The organism is Elstera sp., assembly GCF_044372965.1.
Classification (GTDB): Bacteria; Pseudomonadota; Alphaproteobacteria; order Elsterales; family Elsteraceae; genus Elstera.
Map to the genome: position 1 here is coordinate 1 of NZ_JBILQX010000049.1, position 21,994 is coordinate 21,994.

Genomic DNA, 21,994 nt, shown 5'->3' on the forward strand with positions numbered 1-21,994 from the left:
TTGGCCCGAGTTGCGGAATTTCGACGCCATCGCGCCCGTAACCGCCGCGTCTACATCGGCATCGTCAAAGACGATAAACGGCGCATTGCCGCCGAGTTCGAGACTAACGCGCTTCACCGTATCGGCGGCTTGGCGCAGCAGCAGTTTCCCGACCTCGGTCGAACCCGTGAACGAGATTTTTCGGACCGTTTCGCTGCGCATCAACGCGCCGACGATGGTTGCCGCGTCGCCGGTGAGCACGTTGAAGACGCCCGCCGGAACCCCGGCTTGCACGCCGAGGTCAGCCAGGGCCAAGGCGCAAAGCGGCGTGTCTTCTGCCGGTTTGGCGATGACCGTGCAGCCTGCGGCCAGTGCCGGGCCAACTTTACGGGTGAGCATGGCATAGGGAAAATTCCACGGCGTCACCGTCGCCACCACGCCAACCGGCTGCTTAATCACTAGAATCCGGCTATCGCTGCGCGGCGAGGGGATCACTTCGCCGGACGCGCGGCGGGCCTCTTCGCCGAACCATTCGAGGAAGCTTGCGGCATAGGCGACTTCCCCCTTGGCTTCCGCCAGCGGCTTGCCTTGCTCCAGGGTAAGAAGCTCGGCGAGATCGGCCTGATGGGCCATCATCAGATCGGCCCAGCGCTTGAGAATTGCGCCGCGTTCCTTTGCCGGGCGCGCGGCCCAGAGGGCTTGCGCGGCGGCGGCGTGGGTGATCGCCGCCTCGGTCTCGAAAGCCCCAAGATCGGGCACCTCAGCCAGGATTTCGCCCGTCGCGGGGTTCGTTACCGGGAAGGTCGCGCCGCTAGCCGCGCCGATCCATTCCCCGCCGCTGAAGGCCTGGGTGCGCAGAAACGGGTTCATGCCTGGGCCGGGGTGTAGAAAGGATTGCCGATGCTCTTCAGCCCTGCTTCCAGCTCCGCCCGGCTAGGCCAGCCTTGGGTGAGGGCGCGCTGGGCGGCCATGAAGGCGGCTTCTTGGTTATTCTTATAGACCGCGTCGGCGTCGTCGGCGTTCCAACTGACCCAGACGGCGGCAATCGCCACCCAATCCTCGGCGGCTTCGGGCGGAAAAATCCCGTCAAGCAGGGCCTTGGTCATCCCATAGGCGACGCCTGCTTGAGCCGGGCCCCAGGTCATCGTCTCGTGGTTGCTATCGCGCAAAACCGCCTTGGCGATGAAAAGGGTGACGGGTTTTACCGGCAAATTCGGCTTCAGAATGGTCTGAAACGGAATATGCCCCGGCCCCGGTTGCGCCGCTGCGGTGGCGAGCGCCGTGCCGATGGGGCCGGTCTTTGGCCCCATAAAGAGATTGATATGGGCGGCATTGGCCCCGCCACCGCAAAAACCTTCACCGATGAACATGGTCTGATCCTCAAGCCTCCGGCGCAAGGGCGCGCAGGCGGCGAATAGGGTTGTAATCGTTAATCATGTCGCGAGGGCGGTAGGGCGCTTCGAGATAGGCGCGCTCTTCGTCGCTCAACACGATATCAAGGGCTTTTACGGCGGCCTCGACCTGCTCCGGGCTATCGGCCCCGATCAAGGGCACGGTGACGTTGCCGCTGTGGAACACCCAACTTTGGGCGATCTGCCCCGGCTGCACGCCGCGTTGTTGGGCGACTTTATGAACGCGCTGGCTGATTTCGACATCAATGGCGTCGCCGAACCAGGAGAGGTAGAGATCGTGGGCCGTCCGCGCCGTCTGCTGCACGCCGGTCAGATAGCCGCGCGCCAAGGGGCTGAAGGTGGTGACGGCAATGCCCGCGTCCTGGCAATAGGGCATCATCTCCCGCTCTTCTTCGCGGTAGAGCAGGCTGTACTGGCACTGCATATTGATGAACTGCGTCCAGCCGTTCTGCTTAGCGATAGCGTTCATGTTGGCGAACTGCCACGCGTACATGGTGGAGGCCCCGAGGTAGCGGACCTTGCCTGAGCGCACGACATCGTGCAGCGCTTCCATCGTCTCCTCGATTTCGGTATTCGGATCGAAGGCATGGATGACGTAGAGATCGAGATAATCGGTGCCGATCCGGCGCAAGGAACGATCAATGGAGCGGAAAATATGCTTCCGGGTGAGCCCCTGATCGTTAGCGTCGTCGCTCATCGGGTAGAAGACTTTGGAGGCAAGCACTAGCCCGTCGCGCGCGGTCTGCTTTAGCAGCGTCCGGCCCACGACCTCTTCATTGACGCCGTTCGAATACCAATCGGCCATATCGTAAAAAGTAATGCCAAGGTCGAGTGCCTTTTTAAGAATGGGAACCGATTTATCCTCATCCAGCACCCAGCCTTTCCAGGCCGAACTGCCGATGGACATGGTGCCCAAACAAAAGCGCGAGGTGCGCAGCCCGCTGCGCCCAAACCGAACCTGCTCCATAAACGTTCCTCTTCCCATCGGGGCACCCTCTGGGGGGCGCTTGAGAAGAGCCTAGGCGCGGAAGCAGGCGGCTGAAAAACATCGAATTCCGATAGGCCCATGCCTTTATGAGATGCGGCGAGGCGGGCCTATTCGTCTGCCCGCACGTCTAGCCCGAGGGCTTGGGCGAGGGTGATGGCTTGATCGACGGTAATGATCGCCTCTTTCAACGCCACCTGCGCGGGATCAATCGCGCTTAAATCGCTTCCGCGCAGATCGCAGCCGGTTAAATCGGCTTTGTCGAACGACGCGCCGGAGAGATCGGCGTCGCGCAAAACCGCGCCTTGGCAGCGGGAACCGGTCAAATCCGCTTCGCGCAGCCGCGTGCCGGTGAAGGAGGCCGAGCGCAAATCGGCCCCCGCCAGCCCAACAAAAGACCAGTCGCCGCCCTTGACCTTCAAAACCTCAAAGGAGCAGCCCTCGAAGCGACTGCCGACGAATTTGCAGTCGATAAACTGCGTATCGAAGAATTTACACGCAAGGAAGGTGCAGTTCACGAAAGCGGCGCTTTGGTGGACCGAGGCGTTAAACCGCCCGTTGCGAAACAGGCAGTCGGTAAACACTGTCCCAATCGCGCGCGCCTCCATCATGTCGAGATCGGTGAAGAGCGTATTAGTGAACTTCTCCCGGTTTAAGTCGGCCCCGTTCCAATCGACCCCCGCCTGGGTGGTGGTGGTTTTGGGGAGGGAACCCCCTTTGGCGCGGTCAGTCATCGGCGCGATCCATCTCGGTTTCATCCAAATCGGGGAAGCGCGGCGGCACCGGCTGGGCCAACCACGCAGCGAGCGCTTCGGTAACGGCTTCCGGTGCTTCTAGGAGCGGCAGGTGCCCCGCGCCGAGAATAACGCGCAGGGTGGCCTGGGGGAGCAACTGCGCCATGTCGGTATGCAGGCTGACCGGGTAGAGCGCGTCGTCCGAACCACACAGCAGCAGCGCAGGGCCAACGAAGGCGGCAAGTGTCGCGCTTTGATCGGGCCGATCGCGCAGGGCCAGCGACTGCCGCCGAAAGACGCCGTGCCCAAGGTGCGCGGCCATCCGAACGATCAAATCCGCATTCGCCCCGGAAAGCGGGCGCTCTTGAGCATTATAGCCAGGGACGAGCCGGGTGCGCGCAAACCCGTCGACTCCCATCTCGCGCGCGGCATCAATCTCGGTCAGGCGCTGCGCTTGCCGGTCGGGCGATTCTGCCAAATGGCCGGTTGCGATGAGGGCGAGCCGTTCAATCCGGTGGGGGGCTTGCCGGAGCATTTCCAAAGCAACAATACCGCCGAGCCCAATCCCGGCGACCGAAAACTTAGGCGAGGGGCTGGTTGCCAACTGGCGCGCGGCCAGAGTTTCGACACTATCGTCGTGGGTAAGATCGCCAAGGCGACAATCGGCACTCTGGGCAAGCCCATCCGATTGGCGCGCCCAGATATCGCCGGTACAGAGAAGGTCGGGCAACAGCAAGAGCGGCGGGCGGTGGCTATCGATCATTCCGCCGTCCATCCGCCGTCAACGAGCAGCGAGGTACCCGTAATCATTGCGGCTGCATCGGAAGCCAAAAAAATGACCGCGCCCATAATATCTTCCACTTGGCCGAGCCGCCCGAGCTTGATCTTGCTCAAGACCGCCGCCTTGAAGGCCGGATCGTCGAAATAGGGGCGGGTCAACGGCGTTTCGAAGAATGTCGGCGCAATACTATTCACGCGAATACCGTGGGGGCCAAGCTCGACGGCGAGCGCCTTGGTCATCCCCTCAATCGCGTGTTTGGAGGCGCAATAGAGCGCGCGATTGGCCGCGCCGACGTGGCCCATCTGCGAGGAAATCATTAGCACCACACCGCGCCGCTGTTCGGCGCGCAGCCGGTCGGTCACGATCTGGGTGAAGCGAAACGGGGCCTCGACATTCAGATCCATCACCGCGCGGTAATCGTCGGCCGTTACCTCGGGGAAGGGTTTCGGGCGGTTGGTGCCGGCATTATTGATTAGAATATCATAGGCCGGGCGGGCCGCGAGTGCCGCTGCCGCTGCATGAACATCGCACACGTCCAGAACCAGCGTATCGGCATGGTCGCCGCGTGCCATGAGCGCGTGAGCGACGCCCGAAATTTCGCTCGCTGTCCGCGCCACGAGCGTGACGCAAGCCCCGGCTTCTGCCAGGGCGACGGCCATAGCCATCCCTAACCCGCGCCCCGCGCCGGTTACGAGCGCGCGCTTACCATCAAGACGGAAAGACGGGGTTTTCGGTAGAATGGGGAGCGGCATCGAACAAACCTCAAGAAGCTTACGCTTCGAGTGTAAGGCTAAAAGGTTAAAAAGCTCTACTCGCTATTAAAAAAATGACGCTAAGGTCTGTTTGGAAGGTTTTTCACAGGGGTAAGGTCGATAGGCCCTTGTATGTGCGGCAAAATTAGGCGCTATCTCAAAGCGTGCGACCCCTTTTATCAGCATGGGCTAGAATGACCGGCAGTATGAAAACGGCGGATTCGGAGTGGATGCGGGCGATTAACCGCTTCCATGTGCTTGATTGTTTGCGGCGGCACGAGCCGATTGCCCGGATCGAGCTTGCCCAGCGCACGAACCTATCGCCCGCTACCATTTCGGCCATTGTGCAGGATTTGCAAGACGAGGGCTTGGTGGTTCAAGCTCAGGTTCAGGACGATATTGGGGGGCGCGGACGGCCCCGGGTGCTGTTGCGTGTCAGGGCCGATGCAGCGGCGGTGCTGGGGGTGAATATTTCGGCGGATCGGCTGACCTTCAGCGTCGCCAATCTCAAAGCGGAGGAATTTCATGCGCTCGCGCTTCCCGCCCATCCTAAGCGCGATGGTGTGGCGGCGACGCTCGCCTTGATCGAAGCCGGGTTGCGGCAGGCTAGCTTGGAGGCCGGGATCACCTTGGGCCAGATCGCAGGGGTCGGTATCGCCTTGCCGGGCATGATCGATGCGGCAAGCGGCATTTGCCACTGGAGTCCCCTGTTTGGGGACGGGCCGCTGCGGCTGGCGGAAACGCTGAGCGCTGCTTTTGGCGTGCCCTGCGTGATGGACAATGAGGCGCGGCTCGTGGCCTTGGCTGAAGTCTGGTTCGGTCCACCCGAGCACAGCGATAATTTTCTCGTGGTGACGCTCGATCAAGGGCTTGGCATGGCGATTGTCAGCAGCGGTGAGGTGATGCGCGGCGGCTTGGGCCTCGGCACCGAGTTCGGCCATACGCGCCACCGGGCCGAGGGGCCTTTGTGCCAATGCGGCAAGCGCGGGTGCCTTGAAGCCTTTACCGCCGATTACGCGATAGCGCGTGCCGCCGCGCCCTTTCTGCCGGAGCAACCGGGTGCCTTGCCCAGCGGCCAATTGATTGCGGCGATTGCCGGGGCGCGGGCGGGGAGCAGCGAGCTTCAAGCGGTTTTTGCCGAAGCGGGGGCTGCCCTGGGACAGGAGCTTGCCAATGTTTGTAATCTGCTCAATCCAACGCGGATCATTCTCGCAGGGTCGGGCGTGCGTGCGGGTGATCTGTTGTTAAAGCCGTTGGCAAGGGCGCTTGAAGACGGGTTAATTGCCCCGCTGGTTGGCAAAATTCCGCTCTCAGCGCTGCCCGATGGGCTGGACCTCTGGGCGCGGGGGGCGGCGGCTTTGGTCGTGCGCGGGCTTTATTCGGCTCCTTGGCATCGGTTGGGTTAGAGAGCGCTTGCATTCAAGTCCAACAGCTTTTACCATTTATTTTAACATCCAAAATAAATGCTGCGCCGCACGCAAAACTGGATGAACGGCAGGGGGTATATCCTCTGACGACAGTGTGAAAAGGCCCCACAGAGGGCCGCAAACCGGAGGAAACAGATATGAACGTCAAGAGTTTAGCATTGGGTCTGGTCGCAGGCGCCTCGTTGCTCGCACTTGCAACGGGCGCACAAGCACAGTCGAAACTGGTTGTGGGCGTGTCCTGGTCGAATTTCCAAGAAGAGCGCTGGAAGATCGATGAGGCCGCCATCAAAAAGCAGCTTGCCGCCGTTGGGGCCGAATACATCAGCGCCGATGCCCAGTCGAACCCGCAAAAGCAGCTCGCCGATGTGGAAAGCCTGATCGCGCGCGGCGCAAAGGCGCTGATCGTGCTGGCGCAAGATGCCCAGGCGATTCAACCCGCCGTCGCCAAAGCCAAAGCCGAAAAAATCCCGGTTCTCGGCTACGACCGCCTCATCGAAGTGCCGGGCGTTTTCTATCTGACCTTCGATAACATCGAAGTGGGCCGGATGATGGCGCGCGAAATTCAAAAGGCGAAGCCGACCGGCAATTACGTTTTCATCAAAGGCTATAATGCCGATCCGAACGCCGATTTCCTGGCGATGGGCTCGAAGGAAGTGCTGAAGCCCGCCATTGATAAGGGCGATATTAAAATCGTTGGCGAGCAGTACACGGACCGTTGGCTGCCGGAAAATGCTCAGAAGAATATGGAGCAGATTCTGACGGCCAATAACAATAAGGTCGATGCCGTGGTCGCCGCCAATGACGGCACGGCGGGCGGTGCGGTTGCGGCGATGACGGCGCAGGGCCTCTCCGGGATTCCCATCTCCGGCCAGGATGCCGACCAAGCCGCCCTGAACCGCATCGCCCGCGGCCTGCAAACCGTAACCATCTGGAAAGACGCGCGCACCCTTGGCCAGAAAGCCGCCGAAGTGGCCGCCGAACTCGCTAAGGGCACGGCGATGGATAAGATCCCCGGTGCCTTCAAATGGGCCGATGGCCCCAATAAGGTCTCGCTGGATACGATCCTGCTGAAGCCGGTTCCCGTGACCCGCGACAATCTCGACGCTGTGATTAGCGCCGGGTGGAGCACGAAGGAACAAGTCTGCCGGGGCGCGACGGCGAACCCGCCGGCTGCGTGTAAGTAATATTAGGTCAGGTGTCGGGGGGCTTACGGGCTCCCCGGTGCCCAAGAAGAAACGTTCGGCAGAGAGCGCCTCGCATGACGCAATTTTCTATCCGTCGCCTCGCGGCGGCAACGGGGCTCGACACCCGCCTGCTGGCGATGGCCGGGGCTTTGGTCGTGATCGCGTTGGTCTTCAATAGTTTCACGCAAGGCGCGTTTCTCTCGCCGCGCAATTTGTGGAATTTGGCCGTCCAAACCTCGATGGTCGGCATTCTCACGACCGGTATGGTGCTGGTCATCGTAACGCGGAATATCGATCTGTCGGTCGGCTCGGTCCTGGGTGCGATTGGCATGTTTGCCGCCGTGGTTCAGGTGCAGATTCTGCCGCCGGAGGTGTGGTGGAATACGCCGGTGACGATCCTCTGCGCGGTGGCAGTGGGCATTGCCATTGGTGCGTTCCAGGGGTTCTGGATCGCTTATCGGACGGTGCCCTCGTTCATCGTCACCTTGGCGGGGTTGCTGATTTTTCGTGGCGTCGCCTGGATGATGACCGAAGGGCGCACGGTTGCGCCGATGGAAGAGGATTTCCAGCTTCTCGGCGGCGGCTTGCGCGGCAGTCTCGGGGCCTTCTGGAGTTGGGTTCTCGGCGGGCTTGCGATTGCACTGGTGCTGTTCCGCATCATCGCGGCGCGGCGGCGGCGGCGCAGCTATGGGTTTGCCGAAAAGCCGCTGTGGGGCGATGTTCTTACGGGCGGCCTCTGGATCGGCGCGATTCTCGCCTTTGTGATGACGATGAACGCCTATAACCGGCCCGGAACGCAGATTCCGCAAGGGATTCCCATTCCGGTTCTGCTGCTGATCGGCACGGTTCTGATTATGGAAACGATTGCCCGCACCACCCGCTTTGGCCGCTATGTCTTTGCGTTTGGCGGCAACCCCGAGGCCGCGCGCCTCGCCGGGATCGACGTGCGCCGCCTCGTTCTGATGATCTTCATCATCATGGGTATTCTCGCGGCGGTGGCGGGGATTTTGGCGACCGCGCGGCTCAATGCCGGGGTGAATTCCACCGGCACCTTGGCGGAACTCTCGGTGATCGCGGCGGTCGTGATCGGCGGCACCAGCCTTGCGGGCGGGGCCGGGTCGATTGCCGGGGCGATTTTGGGCGCGGTCATTATGCAGAGCCTGGAGAATGGCATGGTGCTGCTCGGCCTGCCTAGCGCCTTGCAGCAGGTCGTGATCGGATCGGTGCTGATCCTGGCCGTTTGGGCCGATGTCGTTTATCGCCGCCGTGTGGCCTGAGATGGGAGCCGATCCGATGCGAACCCCTCTGATTGAAATGCGTAATATCCATAAGCAGTTCGGCGGCGTCGTCGCACTCGATGACGTGTCGGTCACGCTGCACCGGGGCGAGGTTGTTGGGCTGCTCGGGCATAATGGCGCGGGTAAATCGACGCTGATTAAAATCCTCTCCGGGGCTTATGAGGCCGACGGCGGCGAAATTCTGATCGACGGTAAGCCGGTCACGATCCGCTCGCCGCGTGACGCGCGCGCCAATGGCATCGAGACGATTTATCAAACCCTGGCCCTCGCCGATAATCTCGACGCGGTGGCGAATGTGTTCCTGGGCCGCGAAATCGTTACCCCCCTCGGGCGTCTGAACGATGCGGCGATGGAGCATGCGACCAGCGATGTTTTGTCGAAGCTAAAAGTCGTCGATCTTAAATCGGTCCGCGCGCCGGTCAGCAGCCTCTCGGGCGGGCAGCGCCAATCGATTGCGATTGCCCGCGCCATCCATTTCCAAGCGCAAATCCTGATTATGGACGAGCCGTGCGCCGCCCTTGGCCCGCAGGAAACGGCAATGGTGGCGAATGTGATCCAGGAGTTGAAGCGCCAGGGCCTGGGGATTTTCCTTATCAGCCACGATTTGCACGATGTCTTCGAGCTGGCCGACCGGCTGACCGTTATGAAAGGCGGGCGCGTGGTGGGCGACTGCCACACCGCCGATGTGACCCAGGACGATGTGCTGGCCATGATTATCACGGGCCGTCCGCCCGCCTAACTCGCTCTTTCTCGACCTTACGACCCAAATCCGCCCGGCTTCGGGCTGAGGAGACTTGCTATGTCCTATTTCGCCGATCTTCCCGCCGCCCAGTTTGAAGGGCCGGACAGCCGTAATCCGCTGGCTTACCGCTATTATCAGCCCGACCGGCTGGTGCTGGGCAAGCCGATGGTAGAGCATTTACGCCCGTCGGTTTGCTACTGGCATAGCTTCTGCTGGCCGGGCAGCGATGTTTTCGGCGGCGGCACCTTCAACCGCCCCTGGCTGGGGCTGCCCGACACGTTGGAGAGCGCTAGGCTTAAGGCCGACGAGGCTTTCACCTTCTTCCAGAAGACCGGCATGCCCTATTTCGCCTTCCACGATGTCGATGCCGTCTCGCTCGGCACGTCGCTGCGCGAAGGCTGGTCGAACCTCGATGCGATTGCCGATTATTTCGCGGAGAAAATGAGCCAGACTGGCCTTAAGTTGCTGTGGGGCACGGCCAACCTGTTTTCGCACCCGCGCTACCAGGCGGGCGGCGCAACCAACCCCGACCCGAATGTTTTCGCCTATGCCGCAGGGCAAGTGCGGGCGATGCTCGATGTAACGCATCGTCTCGGTGGGGGGAATTACGTGCTGTGGGGCGGCCGCGAAGGCTACGACACGCTGCTGAATACCGATATGCGCCAAGAACTCGACCAATTGGGCCGGTTCCTGAATTTGGTGGTGGAGCATAAGCATAAAATCGGCTTCAAGGGCACCATTCTGATCGAGCCGAAACCGTGCGAGCCCACCAAACATCAGTATGATTTCGATAGCGCAACGGTTCATGCCTTCCTGGCGAACTACGGCCTACTGGGCGAAGTGAAACTCAATATCGAGGTCAATCACGCCACTCTCGCGGGCCATAGTTTCGAGCATGAAATCGCCTATGCGCTCGGGCATAATCTGCTCGGCAGCGTCGATCTCAATCGCGGCGACCCGCAGAACGGCTGGGATACCGACCAGTTCCCCGCCGATTTGCAGGAAACGACCCTGGTGCTCTACCGTCTCCTGCAAGCGGGCGGGCTTGAAACTGGCGGCTTCAATTTCGACGCCAAGGTGCGCCGCCAATCCATCGACGCCGTCGATATGCTGCACGGCCATGTCGGCGGGCTCGACCTGCTGGCGCGCGCGCTGCTGAACGCCGAACAGATGGTTCTCGACGGCCAGCTCGCGGCCTTCGTCGCCGACCGTTATTCCGGTTGGAACAGCACCTTCGGGGCGGACATTCTGTCGGGCAAACTTTCCCTCAGCGCAATCGCCGATGCCGCCACCACCGGCCCCGCGCCGCAACCGGTCTCCGGGCGGCAGGAAATGCTGGAAAACCTAGTTCAGCGGTTCGTTTAACGGTTGAGCATAGTGAGGGGCTCCGCCCCTCAACCCCGCTCAAGGGGCGACGGCCCCTTGAGAATCCGCGATTTTGCTGATCGCCAGTTGGGGTTCAGGATCAAGAAAATGGGATTGCCAAGGGACAAGTCCCTTGGTTGGGGTTCGGGGCAAAGCCCCGACATTTGATGCATTTAAAGCAAAGGGACGCATCGTGTATCTCGGGATCGATCTTGGCACCTCTGCTGTAAAAACGCTGCTGGTCGATGGCGACGAGCGGGTGATTGGCGAGGCCAGCGAGGCGCTGACCGTGCAACGCCCGCAGCCGCTCTGGTCGGAGCAAGACCCGAACGCTTGGTGGGCGGCGCTGGATCGAGCGATGCGGCGCTTGCGGCAGGATCATCCCCAGGAAGTTGCGGCGGTGAAAGCCTTGGGCCTCTCCGGGCAGATGCACGGCGCGGTGTTGCTGGATGGGCAGGATCGGGTGCTGCGCCCGGCGATTCTGTGGAACGATGGCCGCAGCGGCGCGGAATGTGCCTTGCTCGAAGAACGGGTGCCGGAATCGCGCCAGATTACCGGCAATCTGGCCATGCCGGGCTTCACGGCGCCGAAGCTGCTGTGGGTGCAGCGCCACGAACCGGAGATTTTCGCGCAGGTGGCGAAAGTGCTGCTGCCGAAGGATTATCTGCGTCTGCGGCTCAGCGGCGCGTATCTCTCCGACATGTCCGACAGCGCAGGCACGCTGTGGCTCGACGTGGCGGCGCGGGCTTGGTCGGCGGAGATGGTCGCGGCTACGGGCCTGCCGCTGTCGGCGATGCCGGGGCTCGTCGAAGGCTCGGCCCCAGCGGGCGTGTTGCGGACGGAATTGGCCCAGGATTGGGGCCTCCCCCCTGGCGTGGTGATTGCGGGCGGCGCGGGCGACAATGCGGCGGGCGCGGTCGGGATCGGCTGTATCGAGCCGGGCAGCGGCTTTATTTCGCTCGGCACCTCCGGCGTTTTGTTTGTAGCGACGCCCGACTTCGCCCCGAACCCGGCCCAGGCGGTACATAGTTTTTGCCACGCGGTGCCGGGGCGCTGGCATCAGATGGCGGTGATGCTCAGCGCCGCTTCCTGCCTCACCTGGGTTAGCCGGGTGACGGGGGCCGCGAGCGAGGCCGCGTTGCTCGCCGAAATTGAGGCGGAAACCCAAGGGCCGGGAAGCGTGCTATTCCTGCCGTATCTTTCGGGCGAGCGTACGCCCCATAATGACCCGCACGCCACCGGCCTGTTTTCCGGCCTGACTCATGCCACCCGGCGCAGCGATCTCGGGCGGGCGGTGCTGGAGGGGGTCGGCTTTAGTTTTGCCGATGGGCTCGCCGCGCTCGCGGCCGCCGGAACCGAGGTGAACAGCCTTTCTGTGATTGGCGGCGGTGCGCGCTCGCCCCTGTGGGGGGAGATTTTGGCGTCGATCTTGGGCAAACCGCTGGAGTATCGCAGCGGTGGCGACCTCGGCCCGGCCTTTGGTGCCGCGCGGCTAGCGCGCTTGGCGGTAACGGGGGAAGACCCGCGCGGCCTCTGCCTGCCGCCGCCGCTGGAGCGGACAATTCTGCCGAATCCGGCGTGGCGGGAGGCGTATGCTGCGCGTTATGCCGAATACCGTGCGGCGTATCGACCGACGTGATTATTCCGAAAATCACAAGAGTGTGTTTTAATATCGCTATATTCTTGCCTTAAACCGCCTCCGCTAGGGTTTCCGGGAGGCGCGGTGGGGAGAAACCGCTGCGCTGAAGGTCACCCCAAGCAGGAGGTTTTTCCCTATGGCCATCCGTATTCATTCGTTCGCGTTATCGGGCCATTCGCACCGCGCACAGCTTTTTCTATCGCTGCTGGGTGTTCCCCACGACCTCGTGCCGGTCGATTTGCGCGGCGGCGCGCATAAAACGCCGGAGTTTCTAGCGCTGAACCCGTTCGGGCAGGTGCCGGTGTTGGAAGATGGCGCGACCGTGCTGTTCGACAGCAATGCCATTCTCGTTTATCTGGCGCAAACCTATGATCCCGCCCGCACTTGGTATCCGCAGGAGCCGGTCGCGGCGGCGCGGGTTCAGCAGTGGCTGTCGGTTGCGGCGGGGCTGATTGCCTTCGGCCCGGCGGCGGCGCGGCTGGTGACGGTATTCGGCGCGAAGCTCGATCACGACCGCGCCAAGGCGATTGCGGGCGGCGTGCTCGGCGTGCTCGACGGTCAGCTTGCGGGCCGCGCTTTCGTGACCGGGGCCAACCCGACGATTGCCGACGTATCGCTCTATTCCTACATCGCCCATGCCCCGGAAGGGGAGGTATCGTTGGAGCCCTATCCGGCAATCCGGGCGTGGCTTGCCCGCATCGAAGCCCTGCCGGGGTTCGTGCCGATGCAGGCGACGAAAGTCGGCCTTGCCGCTTAAAGTCTCGATGGAGGGGGAGGCTGCTATGGGTGAGCAAACAGTGTCGCGGTCTCCTTTTCACGCGGGCGAGGCGGCGGTTCAGGACCGGATCGGCGTGCGCGTGCGGCAGGAAGAGGTGGGCCGCCGCGTTATTCGGGATTTTATGCCCGATCAGCACCGCAGTTTTTTCGAGCAATTGCCGCTGATGTTGATCGGCGGTTTAGATGAACGTGCGCGGCCCTGGGCGTCGGTCCTCACCGGGCCGCCGGGGTTCATGACCTCGCCCGATCCGCGCCGTTTGCAGGTAAAGGCGCATCCCGCATCAGGCGATCCGCTGGCGGGGTCGATCCGCGTGGGAACGCCGCTCGGGCTGCTCGGGATCGAGCTTGAAACCCGCCGCCGCAATCGGCTGAACGCCACTGTACGCGAACAGGGCGCCACGGGGTTCACCCTGGCGGTGGACGAAAGCTTCGGTAATTGTCCCCAGTATATTCAAGTGCGCCAGCATCGCTGGGTCGCGCTGCCGGATGATCTGCCGCCGCCCGAAGAGTTTGGCGCGTCCCTGCCAGCGGGCGCGCGCGCGTTGATCGAAGCCGCTGATACGTTTTTCATCGCAACCGCTTCCCCTGACGCTGAAGGGTCCGCGCCCTTAAAGGGCTGCGACGTATCCCATCGCGGCGGCAAACCCGGCTTTGTGCGGGTAACGGAGGAAGAGGGGGGGAGCGTACTGACCTCTCCGGATTTCTTGGGCAATTTCCAGTTCCGCACCTTCGGCAATCTCGAAATCAACCCGCTGGCGGGGCTGTTGTTCTTGGATTTTGCTAAGGGCGATATGCTGTTTCTCACCGGCACGGCGACCGTGATTTGGGACGGGCCGGAGGTGGCGGCTTTCGCCGGGGCCGAGCGGCTGTTGCAGTTCACCCTATCCGAGGGACGATTGCTGCGAGAAGCGTTGCCCCTGCGCTGGAGTGCGCCAGAGCCATCGCCCTATGTGGCGGCGACGGGATCGTGGGAGGCGGTTGCGGCGGCGCAGGCCGCCCAGGCCGACGGGCAGCGCTACCGGCCGTTCCGCATCATGGCGATTGAGCCGGAGAGCGATAGTGTACGCTCGTTCTACTTAGAGCCCGCCGATGGCGGTGGGATTGTTCCCCATATCCCCGGCCAGTTTCTGCCGATTGCGGTGACGGTGGCGGGCGAGGTGCTGAAGCGTACCTATACCCTGTCGCACGCCGCCAATGGCCGCTTCTATCGCCTCTCGATCAAGCGCAACGGGCGGGTTTCGACGTGGTTGCACCACCAGATGCGCGTTGGCGATACCTTGGACTGCCTTACCCCGCGTGGGGAGTTCACGCTCGATCTTACCTCGCCGCGCCCGGTTTTGCTGCTGGCGGGCGGCATTGGGATTACGCCGATGCTGGCGATGCTTGATGCGTTGTTAGGGCCGACTGACCGCACCCGCGTGCCGAACCGGAAGGTCTATCTGATCTATGCAGTGCGGCATGGCGGCGAGCACGGGTTTAAACTGGCGCTGGCGGAGTATGGTGCGCGCCATCAAAATTTCACGCTGCACACGCTCTATTCCGTCCCGCGTCCGGAGGATGCAGGCTATGACGGCACGGGCCATGTCAGCGTCGAGGGGCTGCAAAAGCTACTGCCGCTGGACGATTACGACGCCTATCTCTGTGGTCCTCCGGGTTTCATGCAGGCGGCTTATGGGGTGCTCCGCCGCTTGGGCGTGGCCGACGCGCGCATTTTTGCGGAAAGTTTCGGCCCGGCACAGCTCGCGCGCGACCCTGAGTGCCTCACGCCGTCCTCAGGGTCGGTTGCGGCGACCGAGCCTATGCCCGTCATTTTCGCCCGCTCTGGGAAAACCGCCGTCTGGCACCCTGGGGATGGTAGCCTGCTCGATTTCGCCGAAGCCCAGGGGCTAACCCCGCCGTTCGAGTGCCGGTCGGGCACCTGCGGCACCTGCCTGACCCGCGTGATCGATGTGCGGGCGCATCAGTCCGCCGGACCCGCCCGGCAGCAGGGAGATGACCTACGCCTGTGCTCCGCCACCCCCGCCGCCGGAGGATCACTTACCCTTGATCTTTAGGGCGATCCTGGCTCAAGGCTTGATTGCACGCGCGGGATCACTCCACGCCGGTTTATCGGGGGCGAAGCGGGCGCGCAGGTAGCGGGTGAGATCGGCGATTTGTTGCGGGCTGAGGGTATCGCGGAACGCGGGCATCGCCGTTACCTCCGTCGCGCTTTCCCCGTTGGGTAGGCGCGGGCCTTGCGGGGCAGGACGCCCGTGCAGAATCGCCTGAAGCAGATTATCCGGGCGGGGCGCGTGCAGGCTGCTGCTGAGCGCGAGCGAGGCAAGACCGCTCGTATTCGTGTGGCAGGACGCGCAAGCTCCGTCGAACAAGCGCGCGCCTTTCGGGGCGATTTGGGCGGCAGTCAAAGCGGCGGCATCACTGGCGAGGAGCGCTTTTTGCGTGGTGGCCTCGGGATCGTGCGGGGTTTCGTTGAAGCTCGCGAGATACGTCGCCATCGCGCGAATATCGCTGTCGGGCAACGGAGCCATGGACGCGATCACCTGGGCCATTGGCCCGGCGGCAGCGCCATGCTCGGCGGACCAGCCGGTTCTGAGATAGTCGTAGAAGGCGGCTTCCGTCCACCCAACCGGCGCAAGGCTTTTGGCGGTGAGGGCGGGGGCGTGCCAACCTTCCGCTGTGCCGCCCGCAAGATGGTCGGTGCCGCGCATTTCCGCCCCGAAGGCATTGCGCGGGCTATGGCAGGCGCTGCAATGGCCGAGCCCTTCCACCAGTTCCGCGCCGCGCGTCCAGGCGGCGCTGCGGGTAGGTTCCTGCGGGACGGCGGCTTTCGGCAGGAACAGCGCGTTCCACCCGGCCATCAGGGGGCGGAAATTGAAGGGGAAAGCCAAGGTCGTTTGCGGCGAGGGCGTCGCCGAGGCCGGTTGCGCCATCAGATAGGCGTAGAGCGCCTGAAGATCGGCTTCGCTGGCGTTGGTGAAAGATGGATAGGGGTGGGCGGGATACAGGTGATGCCCGTCGCGCGCAATGCCGCGCCGCATCGCCCGCTCGAACGCCGGGTAGGACCATGCGCCGATTCCGGCTTCGGGATCGGGGGTGATGTTGGGGGCATAGACGATACCGAACGGGGTTTCCAGCGCGCGGCCCCCGGCAAAGGCGGTGCCGTCCGCGCCGATATGGCAGATATTGCACGCGCCCACCGCCGCCGCAAGCCGCCCGCGCTCAAGTGTCGCCGCTGAAAAAACGCTGGCATCGGGCCGCTGAATTGGCGCGATGCTGGCCTGCCAGGGCAGAACGGCGGCGGCGGTCGCGACCATTCCCGCGAACACCCCGCCGAGCGGTAAGCGCCAGCGACGCCAGTCTTTCGCGGGAGGAATAGGCGGCGGCGCGTCCGGTGGGGGCAGCGGGTTCAGTGCCGCGCGTATTTTCTCCGGCGTCAACGGTAGCTCGCGAAAGCGCACGCCGGTCGCGTCGAACAGCGCATTGGTGATGGCCGCCGCGCTGGGCACCGACGCGCTTTCCCCCACCCCCAACGGCGGATCGTCCGGGCGGGGCATCATCAGCACGTCGATAGCGGGCACGTCCGCGAAGGTGAGCAGCGGATAGGTTCCCCAATCAAGGCTGGTTACGGCGGTTGGGGAAAACTCCACGACTTCCTTGATCACGCGGCTGGTCGATTGCAGCACATTGCCGTGAATCTGGTGGCGCACGCCCTCGGGGTTGACGATTTGGCCGGAATCTTGGCCTACGGTGACGCGGGTGACGGCAATTTCGCCCGTTCGCTTATTCACCGCGATATCGGCGACCCAGGCGGCCCAGGCGGCGGCGGTGCCGGGGAAGGGGCCGTGGACATAAACGGCATAGGCAAAGCCGCGCCCATAGAGAATATCGCCGTCGCCGCCTAAGGAGCCCGGTTTCGTGTGCGGCACCCAGTTGGCCCGCTCGGCAACCGCGCGCACCAGATCGACCGCGCGGGGATCGGTGAGGTAGCGCAAGCGGTACTCGATGGGGTCAACCTTAGCTGCGGTCGCAAGCTCGTCGATGAAGGATTCATGGGCGAAACTATTCGGCAGGGCCGAGACCCCGCGAAACCAGGAGGCGCGGGCAATCGGCGGCATATCGTGCACGGTGACGCGCAGATTGCCATAGGCGTAGGGGGGCAGGGCGGTGCGGTCGCCCATATCCGCCGTGACCGGCACGGGCGGCACGGCCCCGGTGAGAAGGAGCGCCAGCGTGGTCGAAACATTCGAAGGATAGCGGGTTTCGAAATCATAGCCGATTGGCCCGCCTTCCGAATCGAGCCCGCCGCGCACATCCATCACCTGCGCCGCGCCCTTGGGCTCCCACGCATGTTCTTGCTGGCGGGTGAGTTGCACGCGCACCGGGCGACCCACGGCGCGGGAGAGAAGCGCGGCATCCGCCGTCACATCATCAGCGCAATTGCGCCCGTAGCAGCCAGCGGCCTCAAAACGCTCCACACGGATGCGGTCTTGGGGCAGATCGAGCAGTAAAGCTAGATCGTTTCGAACCTCAAACGGGTTTTGCGTGCCCGACCAAACCGTTAATTCCCCATCCCGATAGTCGGCGACGGCGCAGGACGGGCCGATGGAGGCGTGCATCTGGTACGGCCAGACGTAGGACCGGTCCATCCGCTGCGTCACGCCGTCCAAGGCTAAGGCGATATCGCCTCGGTCGGCCAAGCGGCGGGGTGTCGAGGGATTGGCGCGCAGGGCGGTTACGGGGTCATTGAGGTCCGGCATGGTCGGCGCGGGCCGCCATGATACCGCTAAGCGGTTCATCGCGAGAACAGCATTTTCCTCGCGCTCCGCAACCACCCCAACGAAATCGCCGATCACCACCACCGCGACAAGCCCAGGAACCTCGGCCACCGACGTTTTATCAACAGCAATGAGACTGGTGCCGACGTGGGGGCCGCTGTCGAACCCCGCATAGGGCGGGCGGATAACGCGCCCGTGCAGCATCCCCGGCAGGCGCACGTCATGAACATAGGTCCAAACGCCGGTCGCTTTCGCGGGCAGATCGACGCGCGGCTGTGGCTGGCCGACAATAGTATAGTCGGCCATGGGTTTTAGCGGGGCGTGTGGGTCCAAGTCCAAGCGGGCGCACTGGCCCGCCAGCAGGGCCGAATAGGGGATGAAAAGATTCCGGTCTTGCGTCGATTGAACGACGCCATCGATCACGGTCAGGCCGGCGGTCGGCACGCCGAGGCGCTCGGCGGCAAGACCCAGTAAAAACGCCCGCGCCGTCGCCGCCGCTTGTCGCAACGGAATGGCGCTGACCTGGATCGTCTCGCTGGCAATCGTCGCGCCCTGGTCCGGCCCGATTTGGGTGCTGCCGAGGACCATTTCGACCTGATCGACGCGAATCGATAGTTCCTCCGCCACGATCTGCGCCAGCGCGGTGCGAATGCCGGTACCAAGATCGACGTGGCCGTTAAACGCCGTCGCCTCGCCGCGCGCGTCCAGCGCAAGAAAGGTTTCGCCGTCGCGCAGAACCAGCAGCGTATCAAGCCTATTCATGATTGTGCCGCCGCCCTGACCGCCGCCAGAATTTCCATATGCGCGCCGCAGCGGCAAAGATGATGGCGCAGGGCGGCGCGAATATCGCTCTCCGTGGGGGCGGGGGTATGGTGCAGCAGGGCGACGGTTGCGATAATCATGCCGTTCAGACAATAGCCGCACTGGGTAGCATTCTGGGCGATAAAGGCCGCCTGGACTGGATGAGGGGCTGCCAGCGTTCCCAAACCCTCCAAGGTCACGATCTTTTTATCGCGCACCGCGCCGAGTGGAACCGTGCAAGCGCGGGCGATCTGATCATCCACCAGCACAGCGCACGCCCCGCATTCCCCCAGCCCGCAGCCGTATTTCGGGCCATTGAGAGCAAGATCATTGCGCAGAATATACAGCAGCGGTGTTTCCGGCGCTGCCTGTATGGCAAACGTTTGGCCGTTGACGGTGAGGGGCAGGGACGGCGTGGGCACCTGGGTCACAATGATCGTTGCAGCCGATGAAGAATTGCGGTTCTGGGTAATCTTGGCACGCGCGCGCGCGCCGGAACAGCGGCGTTTACGCCGGTCGGATCGTGCGCCTATAGTGTGAGGATTATGAGCCTCGATCTCGCCTTCTATGCGCTCGCCGTTCCTGGCGTTCTTCTTACCGGAATCAGCAAAGGCGGCCTGTCGGGGCTGGGTGCGCTCACGGTGCCGATGCTGGCCCTCGTGCTGCCGCCGGGGCAAGCGGTGGGGCTGATGCTGCCGATTCTCTGTTTGATGGACCTTTTCGGTCTTTGGGCCTACCGCAAAAGCTGGAGCCGCCAACAGTTGGGCGTGTTGCTGGCGGGGGCGATGGTGGGGATATTTTTCGGCATTCTCGCCTTCGGTCATTTGAACGATTATGCGGTGCGCATCGCCATCGGCGCGAATGCCTTGGTGTTTACCGCCTTGCAATGGGTGCAGCCGCTCTTGAACCGGGGTAAATCCGCCGAACCCGCGCCGCAATCTAACCCGAAAGGCTTTTTCTGGTCGGGTGTCTCGGGTTTTGCCAGCTACATCGCCCACGCGGGCGGCCCGCCGCTGCTGATGTATCTGCTGCCGCAGCGGATGGAAAAAATGCTGCTGGCGGGCACCACGGTCGTCTATTTCGCCATCGTCAACTTCGTGAAACTGGTGCCCTATCTGTGGTTCGGGCAGATTGATGCGACCAACTTCAGCCAAGCGCTGATCTTAGCCCCGCTCGCCCCCTTAGGTATATGGATCGGCTATTGGCTGACCAAGCGGATGGACAGCAAGACCTTCTACAAACTCAGCCACCTCCTGCTGCTCGTCGCCGGGCTGAAGCTGACCTATGACGGTTTGCGCGGTTTGGGCGTGTTTTAGGCGGACAAAGTCCGTCTCACACACTCCCGTCAGTCGGATGAGTTTATGCCCTCAACCAGGATCGAGTTGCCAGCGTTTCGGCGAGGTGGTGAACGAAAGACTCGGTCCGGGCCGCCCGCACTGAACGCGGGTTCAGAAGAGCGATAACATCGGCATCGGGCAGCCCCCATTGGTCCAGAACCGAGATAAGGCGCCCCTCACGCAGATCTGCCGCGACACTCCATTCCGAGCGCTCGACAATCCCCATTCCCGCGAGCACCCAGGCGCGGATAACCTCGCCATCATTACTGGCGAAAGCCGGATGGATGCGGATGGTTTCCTTCTCTCCACTTGGCCCCGTGAGCGACCAAAGGGTGACATCGGCCTGATCCTCGCGTACCACGCCACAGCGATGATTTCGGAGATCGGAAGGCCGTTCTGGAAACCCGTGACGGTCCCCATAATCGGGGGCCGCGCAGAGCAAGCGACGGTTCGTGGCCAGTTTACGTTGTAGGATATCGAGATCTGGCAACCGCCCGACATGAATAAGCACATCCCAGCCGTCGATCCGCATGGTCCCGCGCGGGTCATCGGTCAAGATCAGGCTCGGTGTGACTTCCGGATGTTGCAGGGCGAAGGATGCCATCGGCGGGGCCACATGCACCCGCCCGAAACCGAAGGGGGCGATCACCCGCAACGGACCGGAGACGACGCTACGCCGTTCGGCCAGAACATCCGTCAATTCATCGAGATCGGAAAGGATGACGGCTCCACGGGAGGCGAGCAACTCCCCCTCCGCCGTCAGATGCAATCCACCCACACCGCGTTCGACCAGACGCAGACCCAGCCGGTTTTCGATCTGGGCGAGCCGCTGGGACACGGCTGGCGGCGTGACATCAAGCGCGCGGGCGGCAGCGGCTAGGGATCGAGCCTTCGAGATGGCGTACAGAAAGCGGAGATCGGTTATGGCAAGCATTAAGTCTAGCTTAATATCTATATCAGTTTCTGTGAATATCTACTTTCTGCCAGGAGGGCTATTCTCGGCATGATCTCGAACCCCGAGGAGCATGCCATGCCAGCCCCTTCCCGCCTTGCCGCCCTTCCAACCCCCTGTCTGCTGTTGGACGAGGCAAAGATGACGCGCAACATTGACCGACTCGCTCAGCACGCCCGAAGCCTTGGCGTCGCCTTGCGGCCGCACCTGAAGACCGCGAAATCGGTGGATGTCGCACGCCGCCAACTGACCGGCAGCACTGGTCCCGCTACCGTTTCTACCCTGGCCGAGGCAGAAGCCTTCTTCGCAGCCGGTGTACGCGATATTCTCTATGGCGTGGGCATCGCGCCCCAAAAGCTAGATCGAGTGCTCGCGCTGCGGGCGAAGGGTTGCGATCTGTGCGTGATTCTCGATTCGGTCGGTCAGGCAGAGGCCGTGGCCGCTGCCGCGCGCACGGCAGATCATGCCATTCCCGTACTGATCGAGATCGATAGCGATAATCATCGCGGCGGGCTGAGGGCGGACGATCCTACCCTGATTGCCGTAGGCCGGATCGTTCACGAAGGCGGTGCGGAATTGCGCGGTGTCATGACCCACGCTGGTGAAAGTTACACGATTGTTGGGAACGAGGCGCACGCCGCCTTCGCTGAGCAGGAGCGCGCCGCTGCCGTCGCTGCCGCCGAGACCCTGCGCATAGCGGGGCTGCCTTGCCGGGTGGTGAGTGTGGGCTCGACCCCTACGGCCCACGCGGCCCGTGACCTGACCGGCGTTACGGAACTGCGGGCGGGCGTCTATGTCTTTTTTGATTTGGTAATGGCAGGCATCGGTGTCTGCCGCCCGGACGATATTGCTCTGTCAGTTCTGACAACTGTGATTGGGCACCAGTCGGCACGCGGCTGGGTTTTGATCGACGCCGGATGGATGGCCATGTCGCGCGACCGGGGCACAGCTTCGCAGGCGGTAGACCAAGGCTATGGCATCGTCTGTGACGAGGCGGGAAAAATCCTGCCCGATCTGATCGTGACGTCGGTGAATCAGGAGCATGGCGTCATCT

The 21,994-nt window shown here is 63.0% G+C and carries 19 protein-coding genes; 10 read left to right on the forward strand and 9 right to left on the reverse strand.

The window, feature by feature from the left end; translation table 11 throughout:
- The 6 genes from ACIQ36_RS08420 to ACIQ36_RS08445 form a co-directional block, all read right to left on the reverse strand.
- Nucleotides 1-849, reverse strand: an 849-nt coding sequence (locus ACIQ36_RS08420; protein ID WP_395828173.1) for an aldehyde dehydrogenase family protein, incomplete at its 3' end; no start/stop codon positions are given.
- The gene (fae, locus tag ACIQ36_RS08425) at nucleotides 846-1,349 is read right to left on the reverse strand and encodes a formaldehyde-activating enzyme (protein WP_395828175.1); all 504 of its coding nucleotides are present in this window, start codon (nucleotides 1,347-1,349) and stop codon (nucleotides 846-848) included. The genes fae and ACIQ36_RS08420, both read right to left, overlap by 4 nt.
- 10 nt (nucleotides 1,350-1,359) lie before the next feature.
- Entirely contained in the window at nucleotides 1,360-2,358 is a 999-nt protein-coding gene (locus tag ACIQ36_RS08430; RefSeq protein ID WP_395828177.1) for an aldo/keto reductase, read from the reverse strand.
- Nucleotides 2,359-2,486: 128 nt separating this feature from the next.
- The gene (locus ACIQ36_RS08435) at nucleotides 2,487-3,110 is read right to left on the reverse strand and encodes a pentapeptide repeat-containing protein (RefSeq protein ID WP_395828179.1); all 624 of its coding nucleotides are present in this window, start codon (nucleotides 3,108-3,110) and stop codon (nucleotides 2,487-2,489) included.
- Nucleotides 3,103-3,873 (reverse strand): alpha/beta fold hydrolase, encoded by a 771-nt coding sequence (locus tag ACIQ36_RS08440; protein WP_395828181.1) that lies wholly within the window; start codon nucleotides 3,871-3,873, stop codon nucleotides 3,103-3,105. The genes ACIQ36_RS08435 and ACIQ36_RS08440 overlap by 8 nt, the downstream gene beginning before the upstream one ends.
- On the reverse strand, nucleotides 3,870-4,643 hold the full coding sequence (locus ACIQ36_RS08445; RefSeq protein ID WP_395828183.1) for an SDR family NAD(P)-dependent oxidoreductase: 774 nt from the start codon (nucleotides 4,641-4,643) through the stop codon (nucleotides 3,870-3,872). The genes ACIQ36_RS08440 and ACIQ36_RS08445 overlap by 4 nt, the downstream gene beginning before the upstream one ends.
- A 194-nt stretch (nucleotides 4,644-4,837) precedes the next feature.
- Here ACIQ36_RS08445 and ACIQ36_RS08450 point away from each other — a divergent pair, with 194 nt between their 5' ends.
- The 8 genes from ACIQ36_RS08450 to ACIQ36_RS08485 all read left to right on the forward strand — a co-directional run bounded on the left by ACIQ36_RS08450 (nucleotide 4,838) and on the right by ACIQ36_RS08485 (nucleotide 15,129).
- Complete coding sequence (locus ACIQ36_RS08450; protein WP_395828185.1) at nucleotides 4,838-6,049, forward strand: ROK family protein; 1,212 nt, start codon at nucleotides 4,838-4,840, stop codon at nucleotides 6,047-6,049.
- 158 nt (nucleotides 6,050-6,207) lie between these two features.
- Complete coding sequence (gene xylF / locus ACIQ36_RS08455) at nucleotides 6,208-7,254, forward strand: D-xylose ABC transporter substrate-binding protein (protein ID WP_395828187.1); 1,047 nt, start codon at nucleotides 6,208-6,210, stop codon at nucleotides 7,252-7,254.
- A 74-nt stretch (nucleotides 7,255-7,328) separates the two neighbouring features.
- Nucleotides 7,329-8,531, forward strand: a complete 1,203-nt coding sequence (locus ACIQ36_RS08460) for a sugar ABC transporter permease (protein ID WP_395828189.1) — start codon at nucleotides 7,329-7,331, stop codon at nucleotides 8,529-8,531.
- Nucleotides 8,532-8,547: 16 nt separating this feature from the next.
- Complete coding sequence (locus ACIQ36_RS08465; protein ID WP_045775761.1) at nucleotides 8,548-9,291, forward strand: ATP-binding cassette domain-containing protein; 744 nt, start codon at nucleotides 8,548-8,550, stop codon at nucleotides 9,289-9,291.
- Nucleotides 9,292-9,351: 60 nt separating this feature from the next.
- On the forward strand, nucleotides 9,352-10,659 hold the full coding sequence (gene xylA, locus ACIQ36_RS08470) for a xylose isomerase (RefSeq protein WP_395828191.1): 1,308 nt from the start codon (nucleotides 9,352-9,354) through the stop codon (nucleotides 10,657-10,659).
- A 193-nt stretch (nucleotides 10,660-10,852) separates the two neighbouring features.
- Nucleotides 10,853-12,298: a xylulokinase gene (gene xylB, locus ACIQ36_RS08475; protein WP_395828193.1), complete on the forward strand. Its 1,446-nt coding sequence runs from the start codon at nucleotides 10,853-10,855 to the stop codon at nucleotides 12,296-12,298.
- A 136-nt stretch (nucleotides 12,299-12,434) separates the two neighbouring features.
- On the forward strand, nucleotides 12,435-13,055 hold the full coding sequence (locus tag ACIQ36_RS08480) for a glutathione S-transferase family protein (RefSeq protein WP_395828195.1): 621 nt from the start codon (nucleotides 12,435-12,437) through the stop codon (nucleotides 13,053-13,055).
- Between the two features lie 25 nt (nucleotides 13,056-13,080).
- Nucleotides 13,081-15,129: a pyridoxamine 5'-phosphate oxidase family protein gene (locus ACIQ36_RS08485; protein ID WP_395828197.1), complete on the forward strand. Its 2,049-nt coding sequence runs from the start codon at nucleotides 13,081-13,083 to the stop codon at nucleotides 15,127-15,129.
- A 12-nt stretch (nucleotides 15,130-15,141) separates the two neighbouring features.
- On the opposite strand, the gene ACIQ36_RS08490 is transcribed toward ACIQ36_RS08485, so the two are convergent.
- Both ACIQ36_RS08490 and ACIQ36_RS08495 read right to left on the reverse strand, forming a co-directional pair.
- Nucleotides 15,142-18,612, reverse strand: a complete 3,471-nt coding sequence (locus tag ACIQ36_RS08490; protein WP_395828199.1) for a molybdopterin cofactor-binding domain-containing protein — start codon at nucleotides 18,610-18,612, stop codon at nucleotides 15,142-15,144.
- Entirely contained in the window at nucleotides 18,609-19,073 is a 465-nt protein-coding gene (locus tag ACIQ36_RS08495) for a (2Fe-2S)-binding protein (protein WP_395828201.1), read from the reverse strand. The genes ACIQ36_RS08490 and ACIQ36_RS08495 overlap by 4 nt, the downstream gene beginning before the upstream one ends.
- A 123-nt stretch (nucleotides 19,074-19,196) precedes the next feature.
- Between ACIQ36_RS08495 and ACIQ36_RS08500 the strand changes: the two genes are divergently transcribed.
- On the forward strand, nucleotides 19,197-19,967 hold the full coding sequence (locus ACIQ36_RS08500; RefSeq protein ID WP_395828203.1) for a sulfite exporter TauE/SafE family protein: 771 nt from the start codon (nucleotides 19,197-19,199) through the stop codon (nucleotides 19,965-19,967).
- Nucleotides 19,968-20,010: 43 nt separating this feature from the next.
- Here the strand turns inward: ACIQ36_RS08500 and ACIQ36_RS08505 are convergent, their stop codons facing one another.
- The gene (locus tag ACIQ36_RS08505; protein WP_395828205.1) at nucleotides 20,011-20,922 is read right to left on the reverse strand and encodes a LysR family transcriptional regulator; all 912 of its coding nucleotides are present in this window, start codon (nucleotides 20,920-20,922) and stop codon (nucleotides 20,011-20,013) included.
- Nucleotides 20,923-21,018: 96 nt separating this feature from the next.
- Here ACIQ36_RS08505 and ACIQ36_RS08510 point away from each other — a divergent pair.
- The coding region (locus ACIQ36_RS08510) for an alanine racemase (RefSeq protein ID WP_395828207.1) at nucleotides 21,019-21,994 on the forward strand (976 nt) is incomplete at its 3' end.